Source organism: Lysinibacillus sp. NPDC093688 (assembly GCF_050280145.1).
Classification (GTDB): domain Bacteria; phylum Bacillota; class Bacilli; order Bacillales_A; family Planococcaceae; genus Lysinibacillus; species Lysinibacillus xylanilyticus_B.
Genome location: NZ_JBNNUX010000038.1, coordinates 1 through 24220, shown reverse-complemented (window position 1 = coordinate 24220; position 24220 = coordinate 1). Strand labels below are relative to the sequence as shown.

Genomic DNA, 24220 nt, shown 5'->3' with positions numbered 1-24220 from the left:
AAATTACGGCGCTTTCTATCTTCATATTGGGGGGAAGAAACGATGAGTGAAAAAGTATTACAATATGATAAACCTTCCTTACAAGGGACTTTAACGATTCCAGGTGATAAATCTGTTTCTCACCGTTCTGTTATGTTTGGAGCTATTGCAACGGGTAAAACGACAGTTGACGGCTTTTTATTAGGTGAGGATTGTTTGAGTACAATTGATTGCTTCCGAAAGCTCGGTGTAAAAATTGACGTGGAAGGAACAAATGTATCTATCGACAGTCCAGGCATAGAGGAGTGGCAAGAGCCTACAGAGGTACTATACACAGGAAACTCTGGTACGACGACACGTTTGATGCTAGGGATTCTAGCTGGATCTAACGTACATTCAGTAATGACAGGCGATGCGTCCATTGGAAAACGACCGATGCGCCGTGTTATTGATCCGTTACGTCAAATGGATGCACACATTACTGGAAGGACAGATGGACAATATACACCATTAGCCATTCAAGGTACAACATTACAAGCTATTGATTACCACATGCCTGTCGCGAGTGCACAGGTGAAGTCAGCTATTTTACTTGCGGGTTTACGTGCTGAAGGCACTACAATTGTGCGAGAAACTGAAGTTTCTCGAGATCATACGGAGAGAATGCTACGTCAATTTGGTGCACAGGTTGACGAGGTGGATGGTGTTATTACATTACAAGGAGGACAAACTCTAACCGGGACGCATGTTTCTGTTCCTGGTGATATTTCATCAGCAGCCTTTTTCTTAGTAGCCGGAGCTATTTGTGAAGGTAGTAAAATAACGCTAGAAAATGTCGGAATTAATCCAACACGTGATGGTATTATCGAAGTGCTTCAAAATATGGGCGCATCTATATCACTTATGCCGAATGAAGATAGCCAATCGGAGCCGACAGCAACAATTACAATTGAAACTTCAGTATTAAAAGGAACTACAATTGAAGGAGATATTATTCCTCGTCTTATCGATGAAATCCCGATTCTAGCTTTATTAGCAACGCAGGCAAACGGCAAAACGATTATTAAGGATGCCGAGGAGTTAAAAGTGAAGGAAACAGACCGGATAACGGCTGTAGTGGATGAATTGAAAAAACTAGGTGCTTCTATTGAAGCGACTGAGGATGGAATGATTATTGAAGGACCAACTCCATTACGTGGTGCTCGCCTCAAAACTTACGGTGATCATCGTATAGGAATGATGGGCGCTGTAGCTGCACTAATAACAGATGGGTCTGTAACTTTAGATGATGCAGAATGTATTGCGGTTTCTTACCCATCGTTTTTCGAGCATATAGAGCAAGTAAAGTAAGGTCTATCTTTAACACTCTGACTTGGTTAGATGAATGCGGTTGCGGTTCCTTTTTAGTGGATGTACCAAACGCCTACTGATATAGACGAACTTAGTAAGGATGCCACGTCCTGTGGCATTACCGACATCTTGTCGGCACTCGTGCAGACCTGGGCACAACTCAAAATCCGGACGTAATGACGCCAAGGCGAAATTAATCCTGACTCTCCAAGTCTTTTGGGGAGTTTTTTCTTGTTTCGAAAGAAAATGTTTTGTAGCATAAAGGTATTAATGAAAGAATAGGTGAATGACTGTGAACAATGTGATGACTGAAATGATGCAAGCACTTGAACAAGGAGACTTAGCATTAATTGAACAGCTACTTGAATCATTTTTAACGAAGGAGCTACCAGAGGAAATTTATACGCTAGCTGAAGTGTTTATGCAGTATGGGTATATGAAGGAAGCTGACCGTGTACTGGAGCATTTACAATTTTTATTCCCAGAAGAGGCACAGTTGAAAATTGATCGTGCAAACGTCTTAATGGAACTTGGCGCTGAAGATGAAGCGCTAGACTTTTTATTAGAAATAGAGGAGACATCTCCAGAATATCCCCAAGCATTATTAGTATTAGCAGATTATTATCAAATGCAAGGATTATTCGAAGTAGCAGAAATGCGCATTAATGAGGCACTATCTATATTACCAGAGGAGCCATTATTACAATTTGCTAAAGCGGAGCTTTTATTTGAAACGGGTCGTTTTTTAGAGGCTGCGAGACTATATGAAGAATTGTATGAACAACAAGTTGAATTTGCTGGGATAAGTCTTGTTGAACGACTTGCTGAGGTGTATCGTGCTGGAGCTGCCTATGAAACGGCTTTAGATTACTATTTAAAAGCACTTGACGATGAAGTAAAGCCGGATGTTTTATTTGGTGCTGCGTATTCGGCCTTTCAATCTCGAAAATATGAAATGGCCATTAAACAATTAGAAGAATTAAAAGAATTAGATCCTGATTATTTTTCTGCCTATTTATTGCTTGCTGAAAGCTATGCCATGACGGAGGACAATACAAAAGCTTACGCGGCCATTCTTGAAGGTTTAAAGCGTGATGAATATGATAAATCCTTATATTTATTCGCAGGTAAAATGGCTTTAAAAACGGGTTTGCCAGCTGAGGGTGAACAGCATCTACGTGAAGCTATTGCCTTAGATCCTGAATACATGGAGGCAGTATTGTCATTAATCTCTGTGTTGGCACAGCAAGAGCGTCATGAGGATGTAATAGAATTATTTGAAGAGTTGCAAAAAAATGATTTTGAATGGAGCACCTTATACCCATTTGCTGCGGTTGCATATGAAAATTTAGAATTGTACGACCGTGCATACGAATTTTACCATTTGGCATATAATGATTTTAAGGAAGACGCAGCATTTTTAGAAAAATATGTTTATTTCTTATTAGAAGAAGGAAAGCGTTCAGAAGCTAAAGAAGTACTCGGTCATTTAATAACTATTCAGCCGGGTGAACTAGAGTGGCAAGAGAAGTTAGAAACCTTAGAATTTGAGTAAAGGAGGGAGTGGGTATGACTGCTTCTGTATCAGTTGTCGATAAAAAAGCATTTGTTAGATGGTTTTTAAAGAATTATCAATTGAAACGTCGTGAATGTGTATGGATTTTGAATTACTTATTAAGCAACGATGAGTTATTAAAACGAATTCGATTTGTTGAAGAAGCTCACTATTGCCCTAGAGCAATGGTAATGTCAACAGTTGACTCAACTGGTGTGCCATTTCGTTTTTACAAAGGCAATGTAATGACAGCAGATGCTGAGAAATCTTTCCATGATTTACGCTTACATGAACATGAAGATATGTATATACAATTGAATTTTCCTAATGTACCACCAAGTGCACAATACTTAGCAGTTCTTGAAGAAAACCCTTATATGCCGGAAGCACTTATTGTCAGTGAAAAAGATCGTTTACTGGCAGAAGAGCTGCTTTCCAACAGCTTACTCGTATTCCAAGAAGAAAAATTACTCGCGCAAATTGATGAAGCTCTCGATCAGGGAGATGAAGAGCGATTTTATGAATTGTCAAATTTGTTACAAGCTCTAAAGGAAACAGCTAATTTACGTTAGTTAAAGGCAAAAATTGAATGTCCTTTATCTACCTCAATATGATAACATAACAAGTGAATGATTGTTTTCACTTTTTATTGGCTATCCTATTGAAGAGTGGAGAAGGGCATTTTTTTTATCTTCATTCAGTGGGTATATTAAACCCAACTGAAATAAAGGAACCCAGTCTAAGAATGCCACGTCCTGTGGCAACGACTGAGTGACCAACAATATGTTGTTGTTGACGCTACGCTTTAGCACAGACAAAACCTTTTGCTGACGCTGCGTTAGCACTGCGCTTCAAAAAACATTTGTTGGCCTAAAGCCCTGGCGGATGTCACGGATATTGAATTACGCCAAAGCGAAATTGATTTATGCAACAAGAGGAGGTTTGTAAGATGTATTTTAATGCAAGCGATGTGACATCGTTTATGGCACAGAAGGAATTTATCGATACAGCAATTGTTCCACTCGTAACCGTCGATTTATCTCCTGAAAAAATGAAACAGAGTGGTACAGAGGCGGATTTTTTGTTATCGCTTACATCTTTTATCGAACAACAGTTTAAAGGTCGTCTTTTACTGATGCCACCATTTTCGTATAGTGCAACATTAAAAAACGAAGATATGCCGAAGCAATTAGAGGCACAATTACATAATGCTGGTTTTAAGCATGTGTTCTTCATTACTTGTGACCATTTTTGGACAAATATTGGAGAAGAAATAAATGTAGTTTGGCTACCAGCGATTCCGTTAGAAAGTATGGATAAAGGTGTGAAAAGCTCTATTCTCGAAGATCAATTACGACAAGTGATTCCGATGCTTTCGACCAAATGGGCACAGATTTAACAATTAGTTTCAATAAATGTTCACATTCTCCAGCTTTCCACAGAATGCTATATTGACCAAGCTATGGACTTGATATATCATAGATATGTCCTAGTATTACTATTTGTAAATGAATGTCCGTTGGACTGACCTTTAAGTTAGAGGGGGGAAAAAAATGAGTAATAATCGAGTTTCACGTCGTCAATTCCTAAGCTATACACTAACTGGTGTAGGTGGCTTTATGGCGGCAGGTATGCTGATGCCGATGCTTCGCTTTGCAGTTGACCCATTATTACAAAAACATGATGGTGGGAATTTTATAAAGACAGAGCATAAAATCGCTGATATTACTGACAAACCAGTTAAAGTTGACTTAAAATTTGAACAAGTTGACGCATGGTACAAATCAGAAGTAACAAACGTTGCTTGGGTTTACAAAGATGGCGATCAAATCGTTGCATTATCTCCTGTTTGTAAGCATTTAGGATGTATGGTAGGCTGGGAGCAAGATTCAGCACATCCGAATCAATTCTTCTGTCCTTGTCACGCTGGACGTTACGAGAAAAATGGTAAAAACGTACCAGGTACACCGCCTACAGGTCCGTTGGATGAATACGAAGTTAAAGAAGAAAATGGTTACTTATCGCTTGGTCCAACTAAAGCAAATACTCTAGTTAAGTAAGGGGGTACAAAACAGTGCTAAATAAAATTTATGATTGGGTCGACGAACGCTTAGATATTACACCTATTTGGCGTGATATTGCCGACCACGAAGTGCCAGAGCACGTGAACCCTGCACATCATTTTTCAGCATTCGTTTACTGTTTCGGAGGATTAACTTTCTTCATCACAGTGATTCAAATACTATCTGGTATGTTCTTAACAATGTACTATGTACCAGACGTAGTGAATGCTTGGAAATCAGTTTATTATTTACAAAACGAAGTAGCATTTGGTGAAATCGTACGTGGTATGCACCACTGGGGAGCTTCATTAGTAATCGTAATGATGTTCTTACATACTCTTCGTGTATTCTTTACAGGTTCTTATAAGAAACCTCGTGAATTAAACTGGATGGTTGGTGTAGGTATTTTTGGTGTAATGATGGGTCTTGGTTTTACAGGATACTTATTACCATGGGATATGAAAGCATTATTCGCTACTAAAGTAGGTATCGAAATTGCTGCATCTGTACCGTTTATCGGTGGATGGATTAAAATCTTATTAGCGGGTGACTCAACTATTCTTGGGGCTCAAACGTTAACACGATTCTTTGCGATTCATGTATTCTTCTTACCTGCAGTATTGTTTGGGTTACTTGCAGCACACTTTATCATGATTCGTCGTCAAGGAATTTCAGGGCCGTTGTAATAGTTCTTGACGGTTCGATGATTTTTTAAAGGAGGGGACATAATGCATCGCGGAAAAGGAATGAAATTTGTTGGTGATTCTCGTATTAAAGCGAATCACAAAATGCCGAACGTTCCAAAGGATTATTCCGAATATCCAGGTAAGACGGAAGCTTTCTGGCCGAACTTCTTACTAAAAGAATGGATGGTTGGTGCTGTATTTTTAATAGCTTATTTAATATTAACAGTTGCACATCCATCACCTCTTGAAGGACCAGCTGATCCAACAAGAGCATACGTGCCATTACCAGACTGGTACTTCTTATTCATGTATCAATTATTAAAATACTCATATGCTTCAGGTCCATATAATGTTATTGGAGCAATCGTAATTCCAGGTCTTGCATTTGGAGCGCTATTATTAATGCCATTTTTAGATAAAAGTCCAGAGCGTCGTCCATCTAAACGCCCATTACCAACAGCGTTTATGTTATTAACGTTGGCTGCTATGTTCTACTTAACATGGGAGTCAGTTGTTAACCATGACTGGGAAGCTCAAAAAGCAATGGGTGCAATTATTGAAGAAGTTGATGTTGATATTGATGAATCACTTCCAGGATTTGCGATTTGGAATGGCGACTCAGGTGACCAAGCTAAATCTTGTATCGGCTGTCATGCTGCTGATTTAAATGGTGGCCCAGCTGCTCCAAAATTACTTGGTAATAAACTAACGGCTGAAGAAGTTGAAGATATTATTCATAATGGTCGTGGTGGAATGCCAGCTGGTCAATTCCACGGTACAGACGAAGAAGCGAAGCAATTAGCTGAATTTATTGCGAGCTTAAAGGCTAAGGAATAAGATTTGTTTTAAAAGAGTCAGGAAACTGGCTCTTTTTTTCTGCTAGTCTAATAATGTGACTGTTACAGCTTCAAAAAAGTTCCCGCAAAATATATTATTGCTTCAATAATATTTGTTAGGAATTACATACTATTTAAAATAGAGATAAATGGCCAGTCAAGATTGTTTCTATGAACAAACCGAGAAGGCTAGGCGGTAAGTTGTCGAAAATGGCGGGGAAGTCACCATTAGGCGCTTAGCCAAAATACACGCTAGTTGCTACAAAGTGTGTAACACCCCAACTTTTGCTGTGTCTATTTAAGGGAATGTTAGAAAGAAAGCTCATCTACAAAAGTAAGGGATGACATTGTATTTAAGTTGATTGGAGTGGAGACTGGGCGACTCCTTGGGGATCAGCGTCACAGATGAGACCCTGGAGCGAGCAAGTAGGGGAACGAAGGCTAAGAGCATCACGTACTGTGATAACGCCTTCGTGACCAACATCATGTTGGCCCAAGCGGCTCATCGGACGCCCCTAGAAGGCTCTGCTCTGCGCGAAAGCGAAGCGTCAGCGGCAAATGTTTTATCTGTGCGAAAGCGAAGCGGCAGCAACAAAGCGCCCAGTCGGAACGGAAATCAACCTTACATTATGGTTATGAGCAAAAAAATTCTGCCAATATTCAATATTGAAAGAATGTGGCAAATTAAAGACAATCTTATACATAATAACAGTTAAAAAAGGCATCTTAGTAAAGACAGAAGATAAAGGAGTTTTAATTATGCAAATTACACGTGCAAATGTCTGGTATCTCCTTACGCATAAGTCATTTTTAATACTTTTACTTATTATCAATCTATTAGGAACTATTTACGGTTATTATTGGTACGGATGGCAGCTTGCCATCACGAAGCCTATTTTTTATATTTTTGTGCCGGATAGCCCGACAGCCAGCTTATTCTTTTGCTTTGTATTGTTAGCTTGGATTATGGGCAAAAAATGGCCGCTAATGGAAGTACTGGCACTGATAACATTAGTAAAGTATGGATTATGGGCTGACGTGATGAATATTTGGACTTTTATTGAAACTGGATCTATTGGATGGCAAGGCTGGATGCTTGTAGGCTCGCATTTTATGATGGCCTTCCAAGCAATTCTGTATCTTGGTAAATATGTTTTTTCATATTGGCATATTGCCGTGGCAGCTGTATGGACATTGCATAATGATGTAATTGATTATGTATTTGGCCAAATGCCGATGTACCGTGATTTAGCAGATTATACAAGCTATATTGGCTATTTTACTTTTTGGTTATCGGTTGCATGCATTTTTCTAGCGGTCTTCTCAATTAGGTGGCGCAAATATTTGCCGAATTAAGTAATTGATTATAGAATTATAGTATAGAGATAGAAAGGGGTTAGAAAATTGTCAACAGGTATGTATATTGTTTATTTTGCAATAATAATGCTACTGCCGCTTTATGCACAGATGAAAGTAAAGGGCACGTATAATAAGTTTGCAAAAGAACGTACAATGAAGGGACAAACAGGTGCAGAGGTAGCGCGTGCGATTTTAGATGCAAACGGCTTATATGATGTACGCGTTGTTCCAACACAAGGTGTGTTGTCTGATCACTATAATCCGGCGACAAAAACAGTTGCTTTATCGGAAAGTAACTTTTATGAGGCGAGTATTGCTGGAGCTGCAGTTGCTGCCCACGAGGTTGGCCATGCCATCCAGCATAAAGAAGCTTATTCAATGCTGACATTACGTAGTAAGCTAGTGCCAGTTGCAAATATTTCATCAAATATGTCTTGGATATTTGTCATGATTGGTATTTTTGCAACTAATCCGAAATTTTTACTTTTAGGTATCGTATTATTGGCTGCAGGTGTAGTTTTCCAATTAGTAACGTTACCAGTAGAGTTTGATGCATCAAAGCGTGCATTAGTACAAATGAATTCTCTAGGGATTATTACAAATGAAGAAGAGCGTCCAGCGCGTAAAGTGTTAAGTGCTGCAGCATTAACATATGTTGCCGCAGCAGCAGTAGCTGTATTAGAATTATTACGTTTAGTATTAATCTTTACAAATATGCGAAGTGACGACTAATTAAAGAACTTGTTGTAGTGGTATTTCACTATAGCAAGTTTTTTAATCCGTCAAACTATGGCTTTACAATTTAATATGTAAAAAAAGCCTACCTCAACGAATGTTTTATTCGAAAGAGTAGGCAAATTGTTCATTTTAATGGAGCGGTTGTTTTTGGTCGTCGAGCGTGAAGCCTTCTCCTGCCACATCCCGTACTTCTATTATAGAGACGAATGCGTGAGGATCGACGTCATAAACAATGGATTTTAAACGTACAACCTCATTGCGACCAATGACACAATAAATAACTTCTTTTTGTTGTTTCGTAAAATGGCCATGACCTTCAAGTATAGTAATGCCGCGTTCCATTCGTAATGCAATCATTTCAGCAATGGCGCTAGATTTTTCAGATATAATAAGTGCTCCACGTGCTGCATATGCTCCTTCTTGAACAAAATCAATGACGCGCGCGCCAACAAATACCGCGACAAGGGTATACATCATAGAGCGTGCATCTAAAAACGTTATCCATGACAGTGTAATGACAATTGCGTCAAAGAGAAACATCGTTTTACCCATACTCCAGCCAAAATATTTATGCCCAAGGCGAGCTAAAATATCTACACCGCCAGTTGTACCACCGAAGCGAAAGACGATACCGAGCCCTAGTCCAACAAAAACCCCTGCAAAAAGAGCAACAAGTAGCAAATCATCCTCTAAATGAATCGTAAATTGATACTTTTGGAAAACTTTTAGGAAAACTGAAACAGATAAAGTTCCAACGAGCGTATAAATAAATGATTTTTTCCCAAGTAAACGATAACCAATAATAAACATAGGAATGTTTAATAGTAAATTCATGAAGGCAGGGTCCCAGCCTAGTGTAAAATAAAGTATGAGTGTTATCCCACTTAGGCCACCTTCACCAAGTTGATTTTGCATGTTGAAGTGGATGAAGCCGAAGCTAAAAATTGCAGCTCCGAGCATTATTGCGATGATATTACTGATTTTGATCTGTTTTAGCATATGACCTCCTGTAGTCCCAAACAAATGAAGTAGTGCTATCTATTATCTGACATTTTATTGTTTTTGACAACAATGGTGTAAATTTTATACGATGTAAGTAGGAGTGTGATTTAGATGACTGAACAAGTGACAATGCAAGCTTTACAGCAGCGTGTGGATGATTATATAGGACAGTTTAAGGAAGGCTATTTCCCACCATTTGAGTTATTGGCTCGTCTAACAGAGGAACTTGGTGAATTGTCTCGCGAGGTGCAGGACGTTTATGGGCAAAAAAAGAAAAAGAGTACAGAGGATGCTAACAGCATTGAAGAAGAATTAGGTGACTTTTTCTTTGTTTTAGTTTGCTTTGCAAATGCACAAGGCATTAAATTAGATGAAGCACTTTTACGAGTTATACATAAATTTGAAACAAGGGATAAAGATCGTTGGACTAGAAAGGATGATGAATAATGTCAATTCGTGTAGCTATTGCAGGACCTAGGGGAAAGATGGGGGCTGAGGCTGTACATACAGTTATGAAGCATGACAAAATGGAATTAGTAGCTGTACTAGATTATAAGGAAGTAGGAAAAACACTAGCTGATTTGGAAATGTTTCCGGCAAGTTATACGGCTCCAATCTTTACAGATATGTCAGAGCTTGTAGAGGCAACTGCACCTGACGTATTAGTTGATTTAACAAGCCCGCATGCAGTATATAAACATACTAAAGAAGCATTGAATTTAAATGTACGACCAGTAATTGGTACAACGGGCTTTACAGATGCACAACTAGTGGAATTATCAGCAATGGCTAAAGAAAAAGAGCTTGGCTGCATTATTGCTCCAAACTTTGCGATAGGGGCAATCCTTATGATGAAGTTTGCTAAGGAAGCGGCAAAATATTTACCTGATGTTGAAATTATTGAAATGCACCACGATCAAAAGCTAGATGCACCATCTGGAACAGCTGTTAAAACAGCACAATTGATTCAAGAGGTGCGAGCACAAAAAATGCAAGGACATCCAGAGGAAAAAGAAACACTTGAGGGTGCAAGAGGGGCAGAATTGGATGGCATGCGTCTTCACTCTGTTCGTTTACCAGGTTTAGTGGCACACCAGCAAGTGTTATTTGGTGGAGACGGACAGCTTTTAACAATTCGCCATGATTCGTTAAACCGTAATTCTTTTATGTCTGGTGTAGCATTTTGCATAGAAGAAGTCATGAAAATGGATCAACTTGTATATGGTTTAGAAAACATCATCTAAAGATTGGGATGGAAGCATTATGAAAATCGCATTAATTGCACATGATCGCAAAAAAGATAATTTAGTACAGTTTGCTATTGCTTACCGAGATATTTTAAATGAGCATACGTTGTTTGCTACAGGTACAACAGGACAGCGTGTTATTGAAGCTACAGGCTTAGAGGTAACACGTTTCCGTTCTGGACCACTCGGTGGTGATCAACAAATTGGCGCAATGATTGCCAATAATGAAATGGACATGGTCATTTTTTTCCGTGATCCATTAACAGCACAACCACATGAGCCAGATGTTTCTGCACTGATCCGTCTTTGTGATGTATACCAAGTGCCACTGGCTACAAATATGGGCACTGCAGAAATATTACTAAAAGGCCTACAAGAAGGCTTTGTGGATTGGAGACTGATTCAAGAAGGACGAAATTAAAAAAAGACGTGATTTAGAAAGGATGATAATCGAATGAAAAAGCTAAAAATTGGCATTACCTGTTATCCAACTGTTGGAGGCTCTGGTGTTATTGCAACAGAATTAGGAAAAATGCTTGCAGAGAGAGGGCACGAGATTCATTTCATCACCTCAAGCGTACCATTTCGATTGAATAAAATTTATCCAACCGTCTTTTTCCATGAAGTAGAAGTTAATAATTATTCAGTATTTCAATATTCGCCATATGATATAGCATTAGCGAGTAAAATGGCGGACGTGATTAAGGATGAAGAGCTAGATGTGCTTCATGTGCATTATGCAATACCACATGCTGTCTGTGCTGTCTTAGCACGTGAAATGAGTGGTCGTGACATTGGGATTGTCACAACGCTACATGGTACAGATATTTCGGTACTTGGGCAGGATTCCACCCTTTCACAGGCAATTAAGTATGGCATTGACAAATCTGATATCGTTACAACAGTGTCAGAGGCATTAAAACAACAAACCTATGAGCTTATTGATACAGTAAAACCGATTAATACGATTTACAACTTTGTTGATGAACGTGAATACTTCCCACGCAATCTAGGGAGCCTAAAGGAACAATTCGGAATTGAAGAAGACGAAAAAGTTATTATTCACGTATCTAACTTCCGTAAAATTAAGAATCTTCCTCATATAATAGACGCATTTATGAAGATTCGTGCAAACATGAAGGCAAAGCTGTTGCTTGTAGGAGATGGTCCTGAAAAGCATCGTGTAATGGATCAAGTAAAGGAAAGTCCTTACATGAAGGATGTTCTATTTTTAGGTAAACAAGAAAATTTGGCTGAATTGTATGCAATCAGTGACCTTAAATTATTACTTTCACAGCAAGAATCATTCGGGCTAGTCTTACTTGAAGCAATGGCTTGTGGTGTACCTTGTATCGGATCAGCTGTAGGCGGTATTCCAGAAGTCATTGAGCATGGTGTAGATGGCTATATAGTGGAATTAGGTGATACGGACGCAGTGGCAGAATATGCTGTGAACCTATTGAAGGATGAAGAGAAATTACAACGTTTCCGTGAGGCGGCCATCCGTGCTGTTGATGAAAAATTCCATTCATCTAAAATTGTAGAACAATATGAAAAATTGTATGAAAAGGTTGCTGAAAGAAATCATGCAAAACAATAAAGAGTGGCAAGCAGCCTATTCAGTTATTGAACAACTAGAAAATGCGGGCTTTGAAGCAGTAATCGTAGGTGGTGCGGTACGGGATGCAATACTCGGTCGCCCTGCCCATGATGTAGATGTTGCAACAAATGCCATGCCAGACGAAGTAAAATCTGTCTTTAATCACACGGTTGATATAGGGATTCAGCATGGGACGGTACTTGTTATCGTGCCAGCTGGATCGGTGGAGGTAACGACATATCGCACAGATGGGGAATATACGGATCACCGTAGACCAGAGGAAGTGCAATTTGTACGTTCGCTAAAAGATGATCTACAGCGCCGAGACTTTACGATGAATGCCATAGCGATGCGTCGTGATGGCTCTTTTGTTGATTTTTACGGGGGGCGCGAAGATATTGAGGCAGGTGTCATTCGAGCTGTAGGTGATGCACAGAAACGCTTTTCGGAAGATGCATTACGAATGCTACGAGCCGTACGTTTTTCAGCACAGCTTGGTTTTCTAATTGAAGCAGAAACCTTGCAAGCAATGCTGGACAAGGCTGATACTATTTCTTGGATTGCGAAGGAGCGCATAAAGGCAGAGCTCGATAAGCTATGGATAGGACAACATGTTTTTAACGGTATAAAAAAGCTTGAGGAAAGTAGCTTAGTGAATTATTTGAGTGGTACATTTCAAGCTGATGACTGGTGTGAATTTAACACTAAGGACAAGCTACTAGGATGGGCATATTTTGCAGTGTTACAGGGTGATCATTGGCGAGAAGTGCTAGGTGACTATCGTTTATCGAATAAGGAAATGGCATTTGTAAAAGCTGTATTAGCAGCTTTAAAAGCTTTAAAAAATGGCTGGACGAATATGGATTACTTTTCGCATTCACAACAGGAACTCGAGACAGCTTGTTATTTTGCGGAGCTGAGACAGCTTGACGTTCAAAGACCACAACGAAGTATTTATGAAATACAGACGAATCTCCCAATTAGACACAAGCAGGAGCTAATTGTAAAAGGTACGGATTTAATAAAATGGTCCGGAAAAAAAGGTGGACCTTGGGTAAAAGAATCGTTGCAGGCAGTGCTTGAAGCTGTTGTCAATGGTGAGCTTCAAAATGACCGACAGCAGATAAAGAATTGGATAGAACATGATTATTTCAAAAAAGAATGATACACCTTGATTTTTATCATGTCTGTATTACAAGGAACCGTCTTAAAAAATGAATGAGACGGTTCCTTATTAATTTAAGCTTTATTTTTTGATTTTATAATATTTTTTGCTTATCACCAAAAGTTGGAGGTGACATTTGTTAAAACGCATACCATGTATATTAGTTGATTGTAGTGGAGGCTGGGCGACTCCTTGGGGATCAGCAATAGAGGAACGAAGGCTAAAAGCATCACATCCTGTGATAACGCCTTCGTGACCAACATAGTGTTGGCCCGACGCCCCCAGGAAAGCGCCCAGCCGGAACGGAAATCAACCCTACGTTATGACGGTGATCCAACAATCGGAAGCAAAACAGTTAAAAATAACGAATAACTAGTAGCTAGATATTTGATGATAGATTGTGGTCAATTGTCATAATTTACAGTATGATAAATACAAATTGATTCAATATTTTGCAAGCAAATAAGAGTTTATTAAAGGATTGATAGCATGAGTATTTCAATGAAGGATGAAATTTTAAAAAGAATATTAGCTGCTAATGGTGAAGCGGTTTCGGGTCAGGAGCTAGCGGATTCCCTTGGAGTATCACGTACAGCTGTATGGAAACATATGCAGTCGCTACAGGAGGAAGGCTATACGTTTGAAACTGTGAAGAAAAAGGGCTATGTACTGACTGGTGTGCCAAATAGCTTAAGTCCAACACAAATTGAACTATTTTTAAATACGGAACGCTTTGGACGTGAAATTCATTATTTTGATGTTGTAGATTCAACACAAATAATCGCCCACAAGCTTGCACAGGAAGGCGCTCCACATGGTACGATTATAATCGGTGAGGAGCAAACTGCCGGTCGTGGTCGTATGGCGCGTCCATGGGAATCTGCAAATGGCACAGGTATTTGGATGACTGTTATTGTGAGACCAGATGTTACTCCTCAACAAGCTTCATCGTATACACTTGTCGTAGCAGTTGCAGTTACGATGGCTATTAAAACATTATATAAACATATTGAGCCAGCCATTAAATGGCCAAATGATTTGCTCATAAAAGGTAAAAAATGTACTGGTATATTAACAGAAATGCAGGCTGAGGCTGACCGTGTACAAGCATTGCTAGTAGGTATAGGTATTAATGCAAACCAAGTTGAATCAGATTTCTCACCGGAAATCGCTGATATTGCCACATCTTTACGTATAGAAGCGGGTGAGGAAATTAATCGTGCTGCCCTTGTCGCATCCATTTTACAATACCTAGAACAATTCACGGAATTATACGTGAAGGAAGGCTTTGTTAGCATTAAAAAGCTATGGGAACAAATGTCATGTACGATTGGACAACGTATTGAAGTAACAACTTTACGTGGGCGCTTTGAAGGCATAGCCAGTGGGATTGCCGATGAAGGTGTACTACAGCTAACAGAGGATAATGGCACAGTCCGAACAATTTATGCTGGAGATATAAAAATTTTATAGAAACATACACTACAATTTGCACTTACTTATCTAACAAGAACGTATATTTTCGACTCTAAAAATATACGTTCCTTCATATTTTCGAAATACATTTAGCTCCGTATATTTTTTTCTCGTTTGTAGTCTTGTCTAAAGAGGATCAGAGAAAGTATTAGTAAAATTATTGGAAGAAAAAAGAATCCAGAGTCATATTTAATTGAATGCTCCATTTTTAGTCCGAACAAATAAATGAATAATGTAAAAGAGACCGATAAAGAGATTGTTCCCGCTATAGTTTTCATTACATGCCCCCAATAAAAACTTTTATTTTATTTTTTCTATTAACTTATCTATATCATTCCATACATAAATAAGTTCTTCTACTATTTTTTCGCCAATTTTAATTTCGATGTTATTTACATATTGTGCACCATAATATTCATAGAAATAACGTGTTTTATTTTCTGCTAATACTTCGACAAATACTTTTTCGTATCCTTTTTGTTTAAAATAGGTGAATATTTCTTTGAGTAGTTGTTTCCCGATTCCCTTTCCATGATATTCTTCTAAAAGATAGATAGAAGTTAAATCAGTTGAATTTGGTACAGAATTCGTTTTTCGTGTCCCACTAGTTGCAAAGCCGATTATTTTTCCTTGTTCAGTTTCAGCCACCAGTACATAATTCGTAGCATCTGAAATATTCTTCTTCCAAAGCTCTGTTCGCTGCTTGTAAGATAAATTATTCAAAAAATCATCTGGAAGAATGCCTTTATAAGTTGTTCGCCAACTGTCAACATGTACTTTTCCGATACCTTGAGCATCTTGAATATTTGCTTTTCTAATTTTCATATTGATCACCTCGAAAGTCGCATTTTATTTCCAATGAATACGGACGTTTCTGACCCGATTCACCTCGGAGTCCTCCTTAACTTACAAAAAATGATTACAATCACCTACCACTACAAAGGAGTAGGACTATTATACAATGAATGGGAAATCCTTACTAATGCGAGGGTGATCATATAAAATACTTACTAAAAAGGCAAAGGCAATATCACAAGGGTATTGAAAAACGAAATGGTCAAGGAAGGAAATCTTTATGAATGTTGTGCCGCTATTAAGGAGAGAGGAATTCTGTCCTAGCCTTAGGCCTAAGCTTCTTCGGATCCATTCTCAGCCCTATTCAGTAGACTATGGCCTGTAATCCAAATTACCACCCCGGTCCCCCATAATATCAGAGCTGAGCTAAAACCAACAGATGTCCACCATACCATAATTTGATGATTTCCCCAGGTAACTCTTACAGGTAAAGTAAACAGCGTGATTGCCGAAAACAGACAAAGAAGTGAACCCGAAAGATAATAGAGATTGACCTGGAAAAGGTGCGCTAGGGGGAAGAAATGAGCACCGACAATGAGAGCCATAACAGGAACAAACAAATCCAAGTGATTGGTAGATCCACAAATTGCGGCGGCGGCGGCTATCAACACGCCTTCTAAACCGAAAATAATACCGAACCACATATTTTTTCGTTTCCAACGATGAGAATCCTCTTCCGCCATCTTGTTTGATAATCTTTTTGAATTCAATATCAATACGATTCCTCCAACAAGCAGTACGATACCAATCATCAGGGATAAGATCAATAGCCAGAGAAATCCCCAGCCCTGCAATCCTCTAATTCCAATTCCCGCCCACAGAGTACCGAAGAATGCCATGAAGATAACACCAAAAGCTGTCCCGCGCACAGCAGCTCTAGGAATGATGGTTTGCGACATATCATGAACCCTCCTCTTTCAATTTCATTTTAACTTCTTTCAGCAAGTGTCTTCGTAGCGAAAGTGAAACGTCAGTTACAAAAGTCTCCCACCCCTAAGGTGGAGAGATGAATGCGGATTTAAGCTACTTTTCAGAGGATATCCAAACACCCGCTGAAAAAGTGGAACTCAGGCTAAGACCTTCACATCCTGTGAAAACGCCTGAGTGAAAGTGTAGTGAATCCACATCAACGTACAATTATATTTTTTGCTTTCACCATTGGGACTAAGGATTGAGCCTATTCAATAACCAGTGGATACACTGGTGTTCGTAGGAATCCCTCACTTCAAGCTTTGGCTAAGTGGGGGGGAGTTCAATACTAATCTCTAATAGAATATGCATACTAACACCTCAGTAATAATATGAAATGGAAGAGAAATTTTTGTACATCTTTATTCAAGCCGAAATGTACATCGTTAAATTAGCCTTTATATTCAGGAAGGGGAAATAAATGAAGCGAATATGTACAAATTGATAATACCAAAGATGAAACCCACAAATTATTTACTGGACTAGGATTTATTATTAGGAGGTATGAAAGTGGTGGAGTAGATGTTAACTTCTTTCAGCAAGTGTTTTCGTAGCGAAAGTGAAACGTCAGCTACAAGTGTTTTCGTAGCGAAAGTGAAACGTCAGCTACAAATGTCTTTTGCGCCGAAAGCGTAGCGACAGGTACAGATGTTTTATGTAACGTAAGTGAAACGGCAGTTACAAATGTCTATTGTACCGATAGCGAAGCGACAGGTACAGAAGTCTCCCACCTCTATAGGTGGTGAGATGAATGAGGATTTAAGCTACTTTTCAGCGGGTCTCCAAACACCCGCTGAAAAAGAGGAACTCAGGCTAAGACCTTTACATCCTGTGAAAACGCCTGAGTGACCAACATCGTGTTGTTGTCGCTGTCGCTGCGCTTTCGCACAAAAAACATCTAAAGGCCTAAGCACAAAGCCGATTCCGGACGCAATTATTCCGAGGCATAATGGATTAATAAATAGATGAATTTTATAGCCTTCTTTATTTCAATGTTAACTGTAAGTCACCATAAGAAAGTGTTGCTTTTAGCTGGTTATCACCTTTATAAGATTGCGATACCTTGTTGTTTTGCTCCTTCTTATCAACTGTAAGATCCCCGAAGTCAGTTTGTAATTCATAGCCAAGCTCACCTTTTTTATTTTGTAAGTGAAGCGTAGTATCTCCGAAGTTAGACGTAATAGTGGATGAACCATTTAATGTTCCATCAATGTTAATATCACCATGTTCACTTTCGGCAACGAAGCCGTTACTTGAAAATTGTTGTAGCTTTATATCACCAAATGATTGTGTAATCTCTGTTTTATCACCAGTAGTGTCTTTAAATAGTATTTCTCCAAAGTCTTCAATTAGAGTAAACTCCTGATAATTCAGACCACGAATGGTTGTATCCCCAAAATTACTATCGAGGACAACGGTTTTCAATTTTACATCTGAAGGAACATAGATTTTGATGGAAGGAGTTCTGAAGCTACCAAATCCGAATTGTAAACCATTCTTTTTCTTACTCTTTGTTTCAACAGTTAATGTATGATCTTTCAAACTGTACGTCACATCACCATCTTTAATAGCATTTGTTTCTAATGCAAAACGATCACTAGCAACAATTTCAACATCTCCATAGTGATTGATAACATTGATGTTAGTGAAATCATCTAGTTTATAGGAATTGTTTACGAGTGTATTGTTCTCTGGCAATTGAATGCCTTCATCAGTTAAAACAAAACTCCATTTTCCACCAGAGAAATAACCAACGAGAGCTAACAGTATGCCGAAAGCAATCATAGTAATGGCTATATGGGTATGTCGAGACGTCATTAGTATCCCTCCTTCCGCTTCTTCGTTATTTTATGGAATAGTTTACCTAATGCTTCGACACAAACAACAACGATTGTTTTGATCAAACGAACAACAATTGGGAATAGCAGGATGCCGAGACCTGTTACAATAAAGCCAACACCCATAAAGAGTATCGCTGTCGGCCAGTGCTGAGTTAAAATGAAGAAGCCTGTAATGAGTGCAACGATCCCACCGAATAAGATACTAAGTACAATTGCGATAATCGCAATGATAAAGCTGAAAATAACTGCTCCAAATGAAAAAATAAGTGCTATAGCAACAACAAGTAACGGTAATGAAAGTGGGGCAGATATGATTGCTAGAATGATAAGCCAAATCGCAGACATATTTTTCTTAGTCGAAGTCGAAGTTGAGGTAGCTTCTAAATCCTTCAATGCATAGTCCGCCATTATTTGTGATGCAACATGAGAAGGGGACCCTAGTTGTTGAATGACACGCTGTTCGTTTTCCTCTCCTGCTTCATCGAAATATTCCTCATAATAGGCAAGCGCAGCATCAACCTCATGCGCTGGAAGACGTTGTAATTTCCCCCTTAGCTTTTTCAAATAGCTTGCTCTATTCATCCTTTTTCCCTCCTATAAGTACACAATCGACCATTTCTTTATACGTTTGCCATTCTTTTAATAGCTCCAGTAATCGTATTCGACCTTGATCAGTAATTTGGTAATAGCGTCTATTCCTGCCTTGGTAGGGCTGATCGTAGGTTGTTAAGCAATTTGCTTTTTGTAAACGACGTAATACTGGGTACAGCGTAGATTCTGAAATATCCATCACAGATTGTATTTGCTGTGTTAATGAGTAGCCGTAAGCATCTTCTTTATCAACGATGGCGAGTACACAAGCGTCAAGTAAAGCTGAGCCAAGCTGAAATGTCATCTTTTCTCACCTCACAATGGTTTACCTATACGAGGTTTTATATTATACGTCGTATAGTATGGTGGAAGTATATTACATATAGCATTAATTGTCAAATTTTATTAAAAAGTTTGAGTGAAAAACAAAAGTGACTGCAGTGTCATTTTTGATTGACAATAAAAGGAATATTGACTACGATAAAAATGACAACAGTGTCATTTTAAATACTTGGAGGTAGAAAAAATGCCAAAGGTAAGCCAAGAATATGTGCTGGAAAAGAAAAACAGCATTTTAGAAGCAGCTATAGCAGTATGTAAAGTTAAGCCACTTTATGACATTTCGATGAGGGATATTATTAAAGCATCAGGGGTAAGTCAAGGTGGGATTTATCGTTATTATTCAGACTTGGATGAAATACTTATTGAGGTTATTAATCAAGTAAATGTTAACGCAGACTATAAACATATTATCGATGAAATTACGGATACGAGTAATTCTCCCACTAAAACAATCATTAAATTATTTAATTTTCTTGGAGAGTACATGAAGGAAAACGTATCAACAGTTGGCAAAATCCAATTTGAGCTTACAATTTTATTTGCTAACAATACAGAAAGAGAAAAGAAAATTTTATCGAACATTTATGAGAATGAAAGTGGGCAATATTTGATGCAACAAATTTTTCATTCAATCCATAAGGGTATTTCTTCAGGATGCTTTACGCCTGAGATATCGATAGAGGATTTATCTACCTTTATGATGACATCCATTGATGGCATTGTGAGAGACGTTGTCTTACAAAAATGTTACGGGATGTTCTCAAATGATCAAGTACAGTTTGATGTGACTCGTTTGATGAATACACTTTGCAAATCCGTATTATTACTATTGGGTACCAAAGAAAGGGAGGATTAAAGTTGGGAGTAGAGATAAGAAGATTTCTATTTTATACCTTTGCAACGTCTTGGATAATATGGGGCAGTTTAGCCTTATTAACACAGCTAAATTTGCTGAAGTTTGGCAATGCAATATATATGCTATTGTTTATTCTCGGTGGAATTACTCCTGCAATTTGTGAGATTTGGTTGAAAAAGAAATATTCGACTAAAGAAGAATTCAGATCATTTATCCATAATGTAAAAAATCCTAAGCATCCTGTATCTTGGTACATATTTGTAATCGGATTGGCATTTGCGGCTTTTTTTTTACCAACGCTATGGGGCGGAGCAACTATGGAGAATCCAATGTATCTGGCGTTACTTGAATTGCCAATCATGATTATTGGAGGAGGGGTGGAAGAAATCGGCTGGCGTGGTTTTTTACAGCCTACATTGCAAAAAAGATGGTCTCCCTTCACGAGTACAATGATTGTGGGTGTTATTTGGGCAGTCTGGCATCTGCCATTATGGTTTGTCATTGGATCAAATCAAATGAACATGAACTTCCTCTGGTTTTCTCTAATAACTTTAGCTTTATCCTTTTTATTGACGATCATTTACCTATCCACTAAAAGTATTTTTCTCTGTATTATTTTCCACGCTTGCACCAATTCATTTTGGGATGTTTTTGTTCCAGTGACAAATGTAACATTTGGTTTATTCATATTTTTATTTGCTCTGTTTCTATTTACAGTGTTTGAAGTTTATCGAAAATCAAACTTTCAGAAACAAACGGTTTGAAATTTAAAATATTTATTGATCGTAATTATTAGAAAATAATATTTGAAGATTACTAGGGAAATCTGTTATAGTATGTGCGAAGGGCAGTATCCTTTTGTGAACGGCACCTTCAAAAAAGTTAGAACAATTTACAATAAATATCTGCCTTGATCTTTTAATGACAGGGACGGAAGAAAACAAGCGTTCAAAAATGTAACTTGATTCAATGGAATGGGCAATTCTCTTAATGAGATTTGATTACGATTCATTTATTAAGTTATGGCCTCTATTCAAGAATTAGAGGTGATTTTTGATAACGAACGAAACTCTACCCTTCTGTCTATTTTAAGCACAGAGGGGTTTTTCTGTTTTCTTTCCTTAAAAAAGGAGGACTACATGATGAAAACAACTTCAGATTTTTTAAAGATGAAGGCAGCAGGTGAGAAAATCGTTATGCTTACTGCATATGATTATCCTGCTGCAAAATTTGCCGAGGAAGCAAGCGTCGATATGATTCTAGTGGGAGATTCACTAGGTATGGTAGTACTAGGCTATGATTCTACAATGCCAGTAACAGTAGCAGATATGGTACATCATGCAAAAGCAGTGCGCCGCGGGGCAAAGGATACGTTTGTTGTTGTAGATATGCCATTTGGTTCGTACCATGGTGATGTACACGAGACGTTGAAAACGGCAGTATCGATGATGCAAGAAACAGGCGCAGATGCACTAAAGCTAGAGGGTGCAGGAGATGTTCTACCAGTCATTCATAAATTAACGTCAGCTGGTATTCCGGTGGTTGCTCATTTAGGGTTACTACCTCAATCAGCAGGTGTGCTTGGTGGCTACAAGGTTCAAGGAAAAACAGCTGAACAGGCAACGAAACTCATTGAAGATGCAAAAAAATGTCAAGAGGCTGGAGCATGTGCAGTCGTCTTAGAATGTATTCCTCATCAGCTAACAGAGATGGTATCTGCTAATCTTATTATTCCAACGATTGGCATTGGAGCTGGTGTAGAGGCTGATGGACAAGTTTTAGTTTATCATGACATGTTAAGCTACGGTTCACATCATGTACCAAAATTTGTGGAACAGTTTGCGAACATGGGCCAAGAAGCAAGCCATGGAATTGCTAGTTACGTAGAAGCGGTAAAGTCAGGTACATTCCCTACACCGAAGCATTTCTTTACGATGAAAGAAGAAGCATTGGATCAGCTATATGGGGGCGTAAAGTAATGAAGGTCGTAACTACTATCCAAGCACTAACCATAGAAATTCAAGCAGCTAAGCAAGCTCAAAAAACAATTGGACTCGTTCCAACAATGGGTTTTTTACATGAGGGCCATTTAACGCTAGCAAAAACAGCTCGCGCTGAAAATGATTTAGTCGTGATGAGTATATTTGTCAACCCAACACAATTTGGACCAGATGAAGACTTCGAAAGCTATCCGCGTGATTTACCACGAGATACTGCTTTGGCAGAGTCTGTCGGCGTAGATATTGTTTTCGCACCGAGTGTTGAAGACATGTATCCACATGATGGCGGTATTCGTATTCATGCGGGTGAACAGGCAACAATTCTTTGCGGTGCGAGCCGTCCAGGACATTTTGATGGCGTTTTACAGGTCGTAGCAAAATTATTTCATTTAGCACAGCCGACACGAGCTTATTTCGGACAAAAAGATGCACAGCAGGTTGCTATTATTGCTACGATGGTACGCGATTTTAATTTCCCTTTAGAAATGCGAATAGTACCCATTGTACGGGAGGAGGACGGTTTAGCGAAATCCTCTCGTAATGTGTATTTAAGTGCGGCGGAGCGTCTTGAGGCACCCGCCATTAATGAAGCACTACAGTTAGCTCGTGATAGCTTTCTAGCGAATGGTGATGCAGCGAGTGCGCTTGCAAAAGCAAAGGCACACATTGCAGCACGTACACATGGCAAAATAGACTATATTGAACTGTTAGCGTATCCAGATTTAACACCCGAATTTGCTGAAACTGAGCAAGTGCTTTTAGCGGCCGCCGTCTATATTGGTAAAACCCGTTTAATAGATAATTGTATCTTTAATGTGAAAGAAGGATTGTAAAATGTTACGAATGATGATGAACAGTAAAATTCACCGTGCTACAGTGACACAAGCAGATTTAAACTATGTAGGTTCTATTACAATTGATGAGGATATTTTAGATGCAGTAGGGATGCTACCAAACGAAAAGGTGCACATCGTCAATAACAACAATGGCGCACGCTTTGAAACGTATATTATTGCAGGGGAACGTGGATCAGGCGTTATTTGTGTTAACGGAGCAGCAGCACGCCTGGTGCAACGTGGAGATATTGTGATTATTATTTCTTACGTGTATGTAGATAATGAAGAGGCAAAAGATCATAAGCCAACAGTAGCCATTATGGGCGAGGGTAATACAATTAAAGAAATGATATCCTATGAGCCAGAGGCAACAGTGATGTAGTGTGGTAAAAGTGGGTACTACTTTGTAATAATAAAGACAATTTTTTTATAAAGTGATTGAATTTATCATAATTTGAAAGTGTACATTATTAAATTAAATTTTAATGATGTACACTTTTTATTATGTAAAAAATTGTTAAAGAGAAGGCTTGTCAGAGATTTGTCTTGGAAATCTATTAATGAAGGATGGACACTATTGATTCTAGGTTTCATTTTCATATGAGCATTAAAGTGAATTTAAAAAGTTTTAGAAACTAGAATATTGCGTTAAAGAAATATTTTTAGTTCATCATCAAAAGTTGTGAATGACATTTGTTAAGACGTATGCCTTGTAGTTGATTGGAGTGGAGGCTGGGTGATTCCTTGGGGATCAGCAATAGAGGAACGAAGGCTAAGAGCATCACATCCTGTGATAACGCCTTCGTGACCAACATCGGTGCTGCTGCCGCTTCGCTTTCGCGCAAAAAACATCTGTTGGCCCGAGACCCTGGAG

General features: G+C 38.7%; 27 protein-coding genes. 20 read left to right on the top strand and 7 right to left on the bottom strand.

The features are described from left to right. Nucleotides 1-42 precede the first annotated feature (42 nt). The 9 genes from aroA (at nucleotide 43) to ACQKN2_RS21040 (ending at nucleotide 8560) form a co-directional block, all read left to right on the top strand. On the top strand, nucleotides 43-1329 hold the full coding sequence (gene aroA, locus ACQKN2_RS21080) for a 3-phosphoshikimate 1-carboxyvinyltransferase (protein ID WP_427416687.1): 1287 nt from the start codon (nucleotides 43-45) through the stop codon (nucleotides 1327-1329). Between the two features lie 286 nt (nucleotides 1330-1615). After that, nucleotides 1616-2884 (top strand): tetratricopeptide repeat protein, encoded by a 1269-nt coding sequence (locus ACQKN2_RS21075; RefSeq protein ID WP_427416686.1) that lies wholly within the window; start codon nucleotides 1616-1618, stop codon nucleotides 2882-2884. A gap of 14 nt (nucleotides 2885-2898) precedes the next feature. Then, nucleotides 2899-3456 (top strand): ReoY family proteolytic degradation factor, encoded by a 558-nt coding sequence (locus ACQKN2_RS21070; protein ID WP_053593562.1) that lies wholly within the window; start codon nucleotides 2899-2901, stop codon nucleotides 3454-3456. A 377-nt stretch (nucleotides 3457-3833) separates the two neighbouring features. Beyond that, a complete protein-coding gene (locus tag ACQKN2_RS21065; RefSeq protein WP_323649249.1) occupies nucleotides 3834-4283 on the top strand; it encodes a DUF2487 family protein in 450 nt (149 codons plus the stop codon). A 154-nt stretch (nucleotides 4284-4437) separates the two neighbouring features. Continuing rightward, the gene (locus tag ACQKN2_RS21060) at nucleotides 4438-4944 is read left to right on the top strand and encodes a ubiquinol-cytochrome c reductase iron-sulfur subunit (RefSeq protein ID WP_323649247.1); all 507 of its coding nucleotides are present in this window, start codon (nucleotides 4438-4440) and stop codon (nucleotides 4942-4944) included. Nucleotides 4945-4958: 14 nt separating this feature from the next. Next, nucleotides 4959-5633: a menaquinol-cytochrome c reductase cytochrome b subunit gene (qcrB, locus tag ACQKN2_RS21055; RefSeq protein WP_323649245.1), complete on the top strand. Its 675-nt coding sequence runs from the start codon at nucleotides 4959-4961 to the stop codon at nucleotides 5631-5633. Nucleotides 5634-5675: 42 nt separating this feature from the next. Next, nucleotides 5676-6470 carry a c-type cytochrome gene (locus ACQKN2_RS21050; protein WP_427416685.1) on the top strand — a complete coding sequence of 265 codons (795 nt, stop codon included), beginning with the start codon at nucleotides 5676-5678 and terminating at the stop codon, nucleotides 6468-6470. A 758-nt stretch (nucleotides 6471-7228) separates the two neighbouring features. Then, nucleotides 7229-7825, top strand: coding sequence for a DUF1405 domain-containing protein (locus tag ACQKN2_RS21045; protein WP_427416684.1), 597 nt, complete (start codon nucleotides 7229-7231; stop codon nucleotides 7823-7825). A gap of 60 nt (nucleotides 7826-7885) precedes the next feature. After that, nucleotides 7886-8560 (top strand): zinc metallopeptidase, encoded by a 675-nt coding sequence (locus tag ACQKN2_RS21040; protein ID WP_053593597.1) that lies wholly within the window; start codon nucleotides 7886-7888, stop codon nucleotides 8558-8560. 135 nt (nucleotides 8561-8695) lie between these two features. Here the strand turns inward: ACQKN2_RS21040 and ACQKN2_RS21035 are convergent, their stop codons facing one another. Continuing rightward, nucleotides 8696-9565 carry a YitT family protein gene (locus tag ACQKN2_RS21035; RefSeq protein ID WP_427416683.1) on the bottom strand — a complete coding sequence of 290 codons (870 nt, stop codon included), beginning with the start codon at nucleotides 9563-9565 and terminating at the stop codon, nucleotides 8696-8698. 114 nt (nucleotides 9566-9679) lie between these two features. Here ACQKN2_RS21035 and ACQKN2_RS21030 point away from each other — a divergent pair, with 114 nt between their 5' ends. From ACQKN2_RS21030 to ACQKN2_RS21005, 6 genes are all read left to right on the top strand, one after another. Continuing rightward, complete coding sequence (locus ACQKN2_RS21030; protein ID WP_323649240.1) at nucleotides 9680-10015, top strand: nucleotide pyrophosphohydrolase; 336 nt, start codon at nucleotides 9680-9682, stop codon at nucleotides 10013-10015. Continuing rightward, nucleotides 10015-10812, top strand: coding sequence for a 4-hydroxy-tetrahydrodipicolinate reductase (dapB, locus tag ACQKN2_RS21025; RefSeq protein ID WP_427416682.1), 798 nt, complete (start codon nucleotides 10015-10017; stop codon nucleotides 10810-10812). The genes ACQKN2_RS21030 and dapB overlap by 1 nt, the downstream gene beginning before the upstream one ends. Before the next feature lie 19 nt (nucleotides 10813-10831). Further along, nucleotides 10832-11236, top strand: a complete 405-nt coding sequence (gene mgsA / locus ACQKN2_RS21020; protein ID WP_427416681.1) for a methylglyoxal synthase — start codon at nucleotides 10832-10834, stop codon at nucleotides 11234-11236. Nucleotides 11237-11269: 33 nt separating this feature from the next. Further along, a complete protein-coding gene (gene bshA, locus ACQKN2_RS21015) occupies nucleotides 11270-12415 on the top strand; it encodes an N-acetyl-alpha-D-glucosaminyl L-malate synthase BshA (protein WP_427416680.1) in 1146 nt (381 codons plus the stop codon). After that, complete coding sequence (locus ACQKN2_RS21010) at nucleotides 12402-13580, top strand: CCA tRNA nucleotidyltransferase (protein WP_427416679.1); 1179 nt, start codon at nucleotides 12402-12404, stop codon at nucleotides 13578-13580. Before bshA ends, ACQKN2_RS21010 begins: the two co-directional genes overlap by 14 nt. A 489-nt stretch (nucleotides 13581-14069) precedes the next feature. After that, a complete protein-coding gene (locus ACQKN2_RS21005; protein WP_427416678.1) occupies nucleotides 14070-15053 on the top strand; it encodes a biotin--[acetyl-CoA-carboxylase] ligase in 984 nt (327 codons plus the stop codon). A gap of 303 nt (nucleotides 15054-15356) precedes the next feature. On the opposite strand, the gene ACQKN2_RS21000 is transcribed toward ACQKN2_RS21005, so the two are convergent. From ACQKN2_RS21000 to ACQKN2_RS20980, 5 genes are all read right to left on the bottom strand, one after another. Next, the gene (locus ACQKN2_RS21000) at nucleotides 15357-15881 is read right to left on the bottom strand and encodes an N-acetyltransferase family protein (RefSeq protein ID WP_427416677.1); all 525 of its coding nucleotides are present in this window, start codon (nucleotides 15879-15881) and stop codon (nucleotides 15357-15359) included. Between the two features lie 302 nt (nucleotides 15882-16183). After that, complete coding sequence (locus ACQKN2_RS20995; RefSeq protein WP_427416676.1) at nucleotides 16184-16810, bottom strand: hypothetical protein; 627 nt, start codon at nucleotides 16808-16810, stop codon at nucleotides 16184-16186. Between the two features lie 1054 nt (nucleotides 16811-17864). Continuing rightward, nucleotides 17865-18698 (bottom strand): DUF4097 family beta strand repeat-containing protein, encoded by an 834-nt coding sequence (locus ACQKN2_RS20990; RefSeq protein ID WP_427416675.1) that lies wholly within the window; start codon nucleotides 18696-18698, stop codon nucleotides 17865-17867. After that, nucleotides 18698-19303, bottom strand: a complete 606-nt coding sequence (locus tag ACQKN2_RS20985; protein WP_427416674.1) for a DUF1700 domain-containing protein — start codon at nucleotides 19301-19303, stop codon at nucleotides 18698-18700. Before ACQKN2_RS20985 ends, ACQKN2_RS20990 begins: the two co-directional genes overlap by 1 nt. Then, nucleotides 19296-19616 (bottom strand): PadR family transcriptional regulator, encoded by a 321-nt coding sequence (locus ACQKN2_RS20980; RefSeq protein WP_427416673.1) that lies wholly within the window; start codon nucleotides 19614-19616, stop codon nucleotides 19296-19298. Before ACQKN2_RS20980 ends, ACQKN2_RS20985 begins: the two co-directional genes overlap by 8 nt. Before the next feature lie 222 nt (nucleotides 19617-19838). Here ACQKN2_RS20980 and ACQKN2_RS20975 point away from each other — a divergent pair, with 222 nt between their 5' ends. The 5 genes from ACQKN2_RS20975 to panD all read left to right on the top strand — a co-directional run bounded on the left by ACQKN2_RS20975 (nucleotide 19839) and on the right by panD (nucleotide 23728). Further along, the gene (locus tag ACQKN2_RS20975) at nucleotides 19839-20510 is read left to right on the top strand and encodes a TetR/AcrR family transcriptional regulator (protein ID WP_427416672.1); all 672 of its coding nucleotides are present in this window, start codon (nucleotides 19839-19841) and stop codon (nucleotides 20508-20510) included. Nucleotides 20511-20512: 2 nt separating this feature from the next. Beyond that, nucleotides 20513-21274, top strand: coding sequence for a CPBP family intramembrane glutamic endopeptidase (locus ACQKN2_RS20970; protein ID WP_427416671.1), 762 nt, complete (start codon nucleotides 20513-20515; stop codon nucleotides 21272-21274). 378 nt (nucleotides 21275-21652) lie between these two features. Continuing rightward, complete coding sequence (panB, locus tag ACQKN2_RS20965) at nucleotides 21653-22489, top strand: 3-methyl-2-oxobutanoate hydroxymethyltransferase (protein WP_427416703.1); 837 nt, start codon at nucleotides 21653-21655, stop codon at nucleotides 22487-22489. After that, entirely contained in the window at nucleotides 22489-23343 is an 855-nt protein-coding gene (gene panC, locus ACQKN2_RS20960) for a pantoate--beta-alanine ligase (protein ID WP_427416670.1), read from the top strand. Before panB ends, panC begins: the two co-directional genes overlap by 1 nt. A gap of 1 nt (nucleotide 23344) precedes the next feature. Further along, nucleotides 23345-23728: an aspartate 1-decarboxylase gene (gene panD, locus ACQKN2_RS20955; RefSeq protein WP_079559947.1), complete on the top strand. Its 384-nt coding sequence runs from the start codon at nucleotides 23345-23347 to the stop codon at nucleotides 23726-23728. Between the two features lie 280 nt (nucleotides 23729-24008). Here the strand turns inward: panD and ACQKN2_RS20950 are convergent. After that, on the bottom strand, nucleotides 24009-24220 hold a 212-nt coding region (locus ACQKN2_RS20950; RefSeq protein WP_427416669.1), incomplete at its 5' end, for a hypothetical protein.

Bases quoted from the DNA above. Each gene is read 5' to 3' on its own strand.
- bshA (WP_427416680.1), top strand. From the start codon at position 11,270: ATGAAAAAGCTAAAAATTGGCATTACCTGTTATCCAACTGTTGGAGGC.
- dapB (WP_427416682.1), top strand. From the start codon at position 10,015: ATGTCAATTCGTGTAGCTATTGCAGGACCTAGGGGAAAGATGGGGGCT.
- ACQKN2_RS21060 (WP_323649247.1), top strand. From the start codon at position 4,438: ATGAGTAATAATCGAGTTTCACGTCGTCAATTCCTAAGCTATACACTA.
- panB (WP_427416703.1), top strand. From the start codon at position 21,653: ATGAAAACAACTTCAGATTTTTTAAAGATGAAGGCAGCAGGTGAGAAA.
- ACQKN2_RS21070 (WP_053593562.1), top strand. From the start codon at position 2,899: ATGACTGCTTCTGTATCAGTTGTCGATAAAAAAGCATTTGTTAGATGG.
- ACQKN2_RS20995 (WP_427416676.1), bottom strand. From the start codon at position 16,810: ATGTCGCAAACCATCATTCCTAGAGCTGCTGTGCGCGGGACAGCTTTT.
- ACQKN2_RS21010 (WP_427416679.1), top strand. From the start codon at position 12,402: ATGCAAAACAATAAAGAGTGGCAAGCAGCCTATTCAGTTATTGAACAA.
- panC (WP_427416670.1), top strand. From the start codon at position 22,489: ATGAAGGTCGTAACTACTATCCAAGCACTAACCATAGAAATTCAAGCA.
- ACQKN2_RS21075 (WP_427416686.1), top strand. From the start codon at position 1,616: ATGACTGTGAACAATGTGATGACTGAAATGATGCAAGCACTTGAACAA.
- ACQKN2_RS20975 (WP_427416672.1), top strand. From the start codon at position 19,839: ATGCCAAAGGTAAGCCAAGAATATGTGCTGGAAAAGAAAAACAGCATT.
- aroA (WP_427416687.1), top strand. From the start codon at position 43: ATGAGTGAAAAAGTATTACAATATGATAAACCTTCCTTACAAGGGACT.
- ACQKN2_RS20980 (WP_427416673.1), bottom strand. From the start codon at position 19,616: ATGACATTTCAGCTTGGCTCAGCTTTACTTGACGCTTGTGTACTCGCC.
- ACQKN2_RS21040 (WP_053593597.1), top strand. From the start codon at position 7,886: ATGTATATTGTTTATTTTGCAATAATAATGCTACTGCCGCTTTATGCA.
- ACQKN2_RS21000 (WP_427416677.1), bottom strand. From the start codon at position 15,881: ATGAAAATTAGAAAAGCAAATATTCAAGATGCTCAAGGTATCGGAAAA.
- ACQKN2_RS21030 (WP_323649240.1), top strand. From the start codon at position 9,680: ATGACTGAACAAGTGACAATGCAAGCTTTACAGCAGCGTGTGGATGAT.
- mgsA (WP_427416681.1), top strand. From the start codon at position 10,832: ATGAAAATCGCATTAATTGCACATGATCGCAAAAAAGATAATTTAGTA.
- ACQKN2_RS21005 (WP_427416678.1), top strand. From the start codon at position 14,070: ATGAGTATTTCAATGAAGGATGAAATTTTAAAAAGAATATTAGCTGCT.
- ACQKN2_RS21035 (WP_427416683.1), bottom strand. From the start codon at position 9,565: ATGCTAAAACAGATCAAAATCAGTAATATCATCGCAATAATGCTCGGA.
- ACQKN2_RS21065 (WP_323649249.1), top strand. From the start codon at position 3,834: ATGTATTTTAATGCAAGCGATGTGACATCGTTTATGGCACAGAAGGAA.
- ACQKN2_RS20985 (WP_427416674.1), bottom strand. From the start codon at position 19,303: ATGAATAGAGCAAGCTATTTGAAAAAGCTAAGGGGGAAATTACAACGT.
- ACQKN2_RS20990 (WP_427416675.1), bottom strand. From the start codon at position 18,698: ATGACGTCTCGACATACCCATATAGCCATTACTATGATTGCTTTCGGC.
- panD (WP_079559947.1), top strand. From the start codon at position 23,345: ATGTTACGAATGATGATGAACAGTAAAATTCACCGTGCTACAGTGACA.
- ACQKN2_RS21045 (WP_427416684.1), top strand. From the start codon at position 7,229: ATGCAAATTACACGTGCAAATGTCTGGTATCTCCTTACGCATAAGTCA.
- ACQKN2_RS21050 (WP_427416685.1), top strand. From the start codon at position 5,676: ATGCATCGCGGAAAAGGAATGAAATTTGTTGGTGATTCTCGTATTAAA.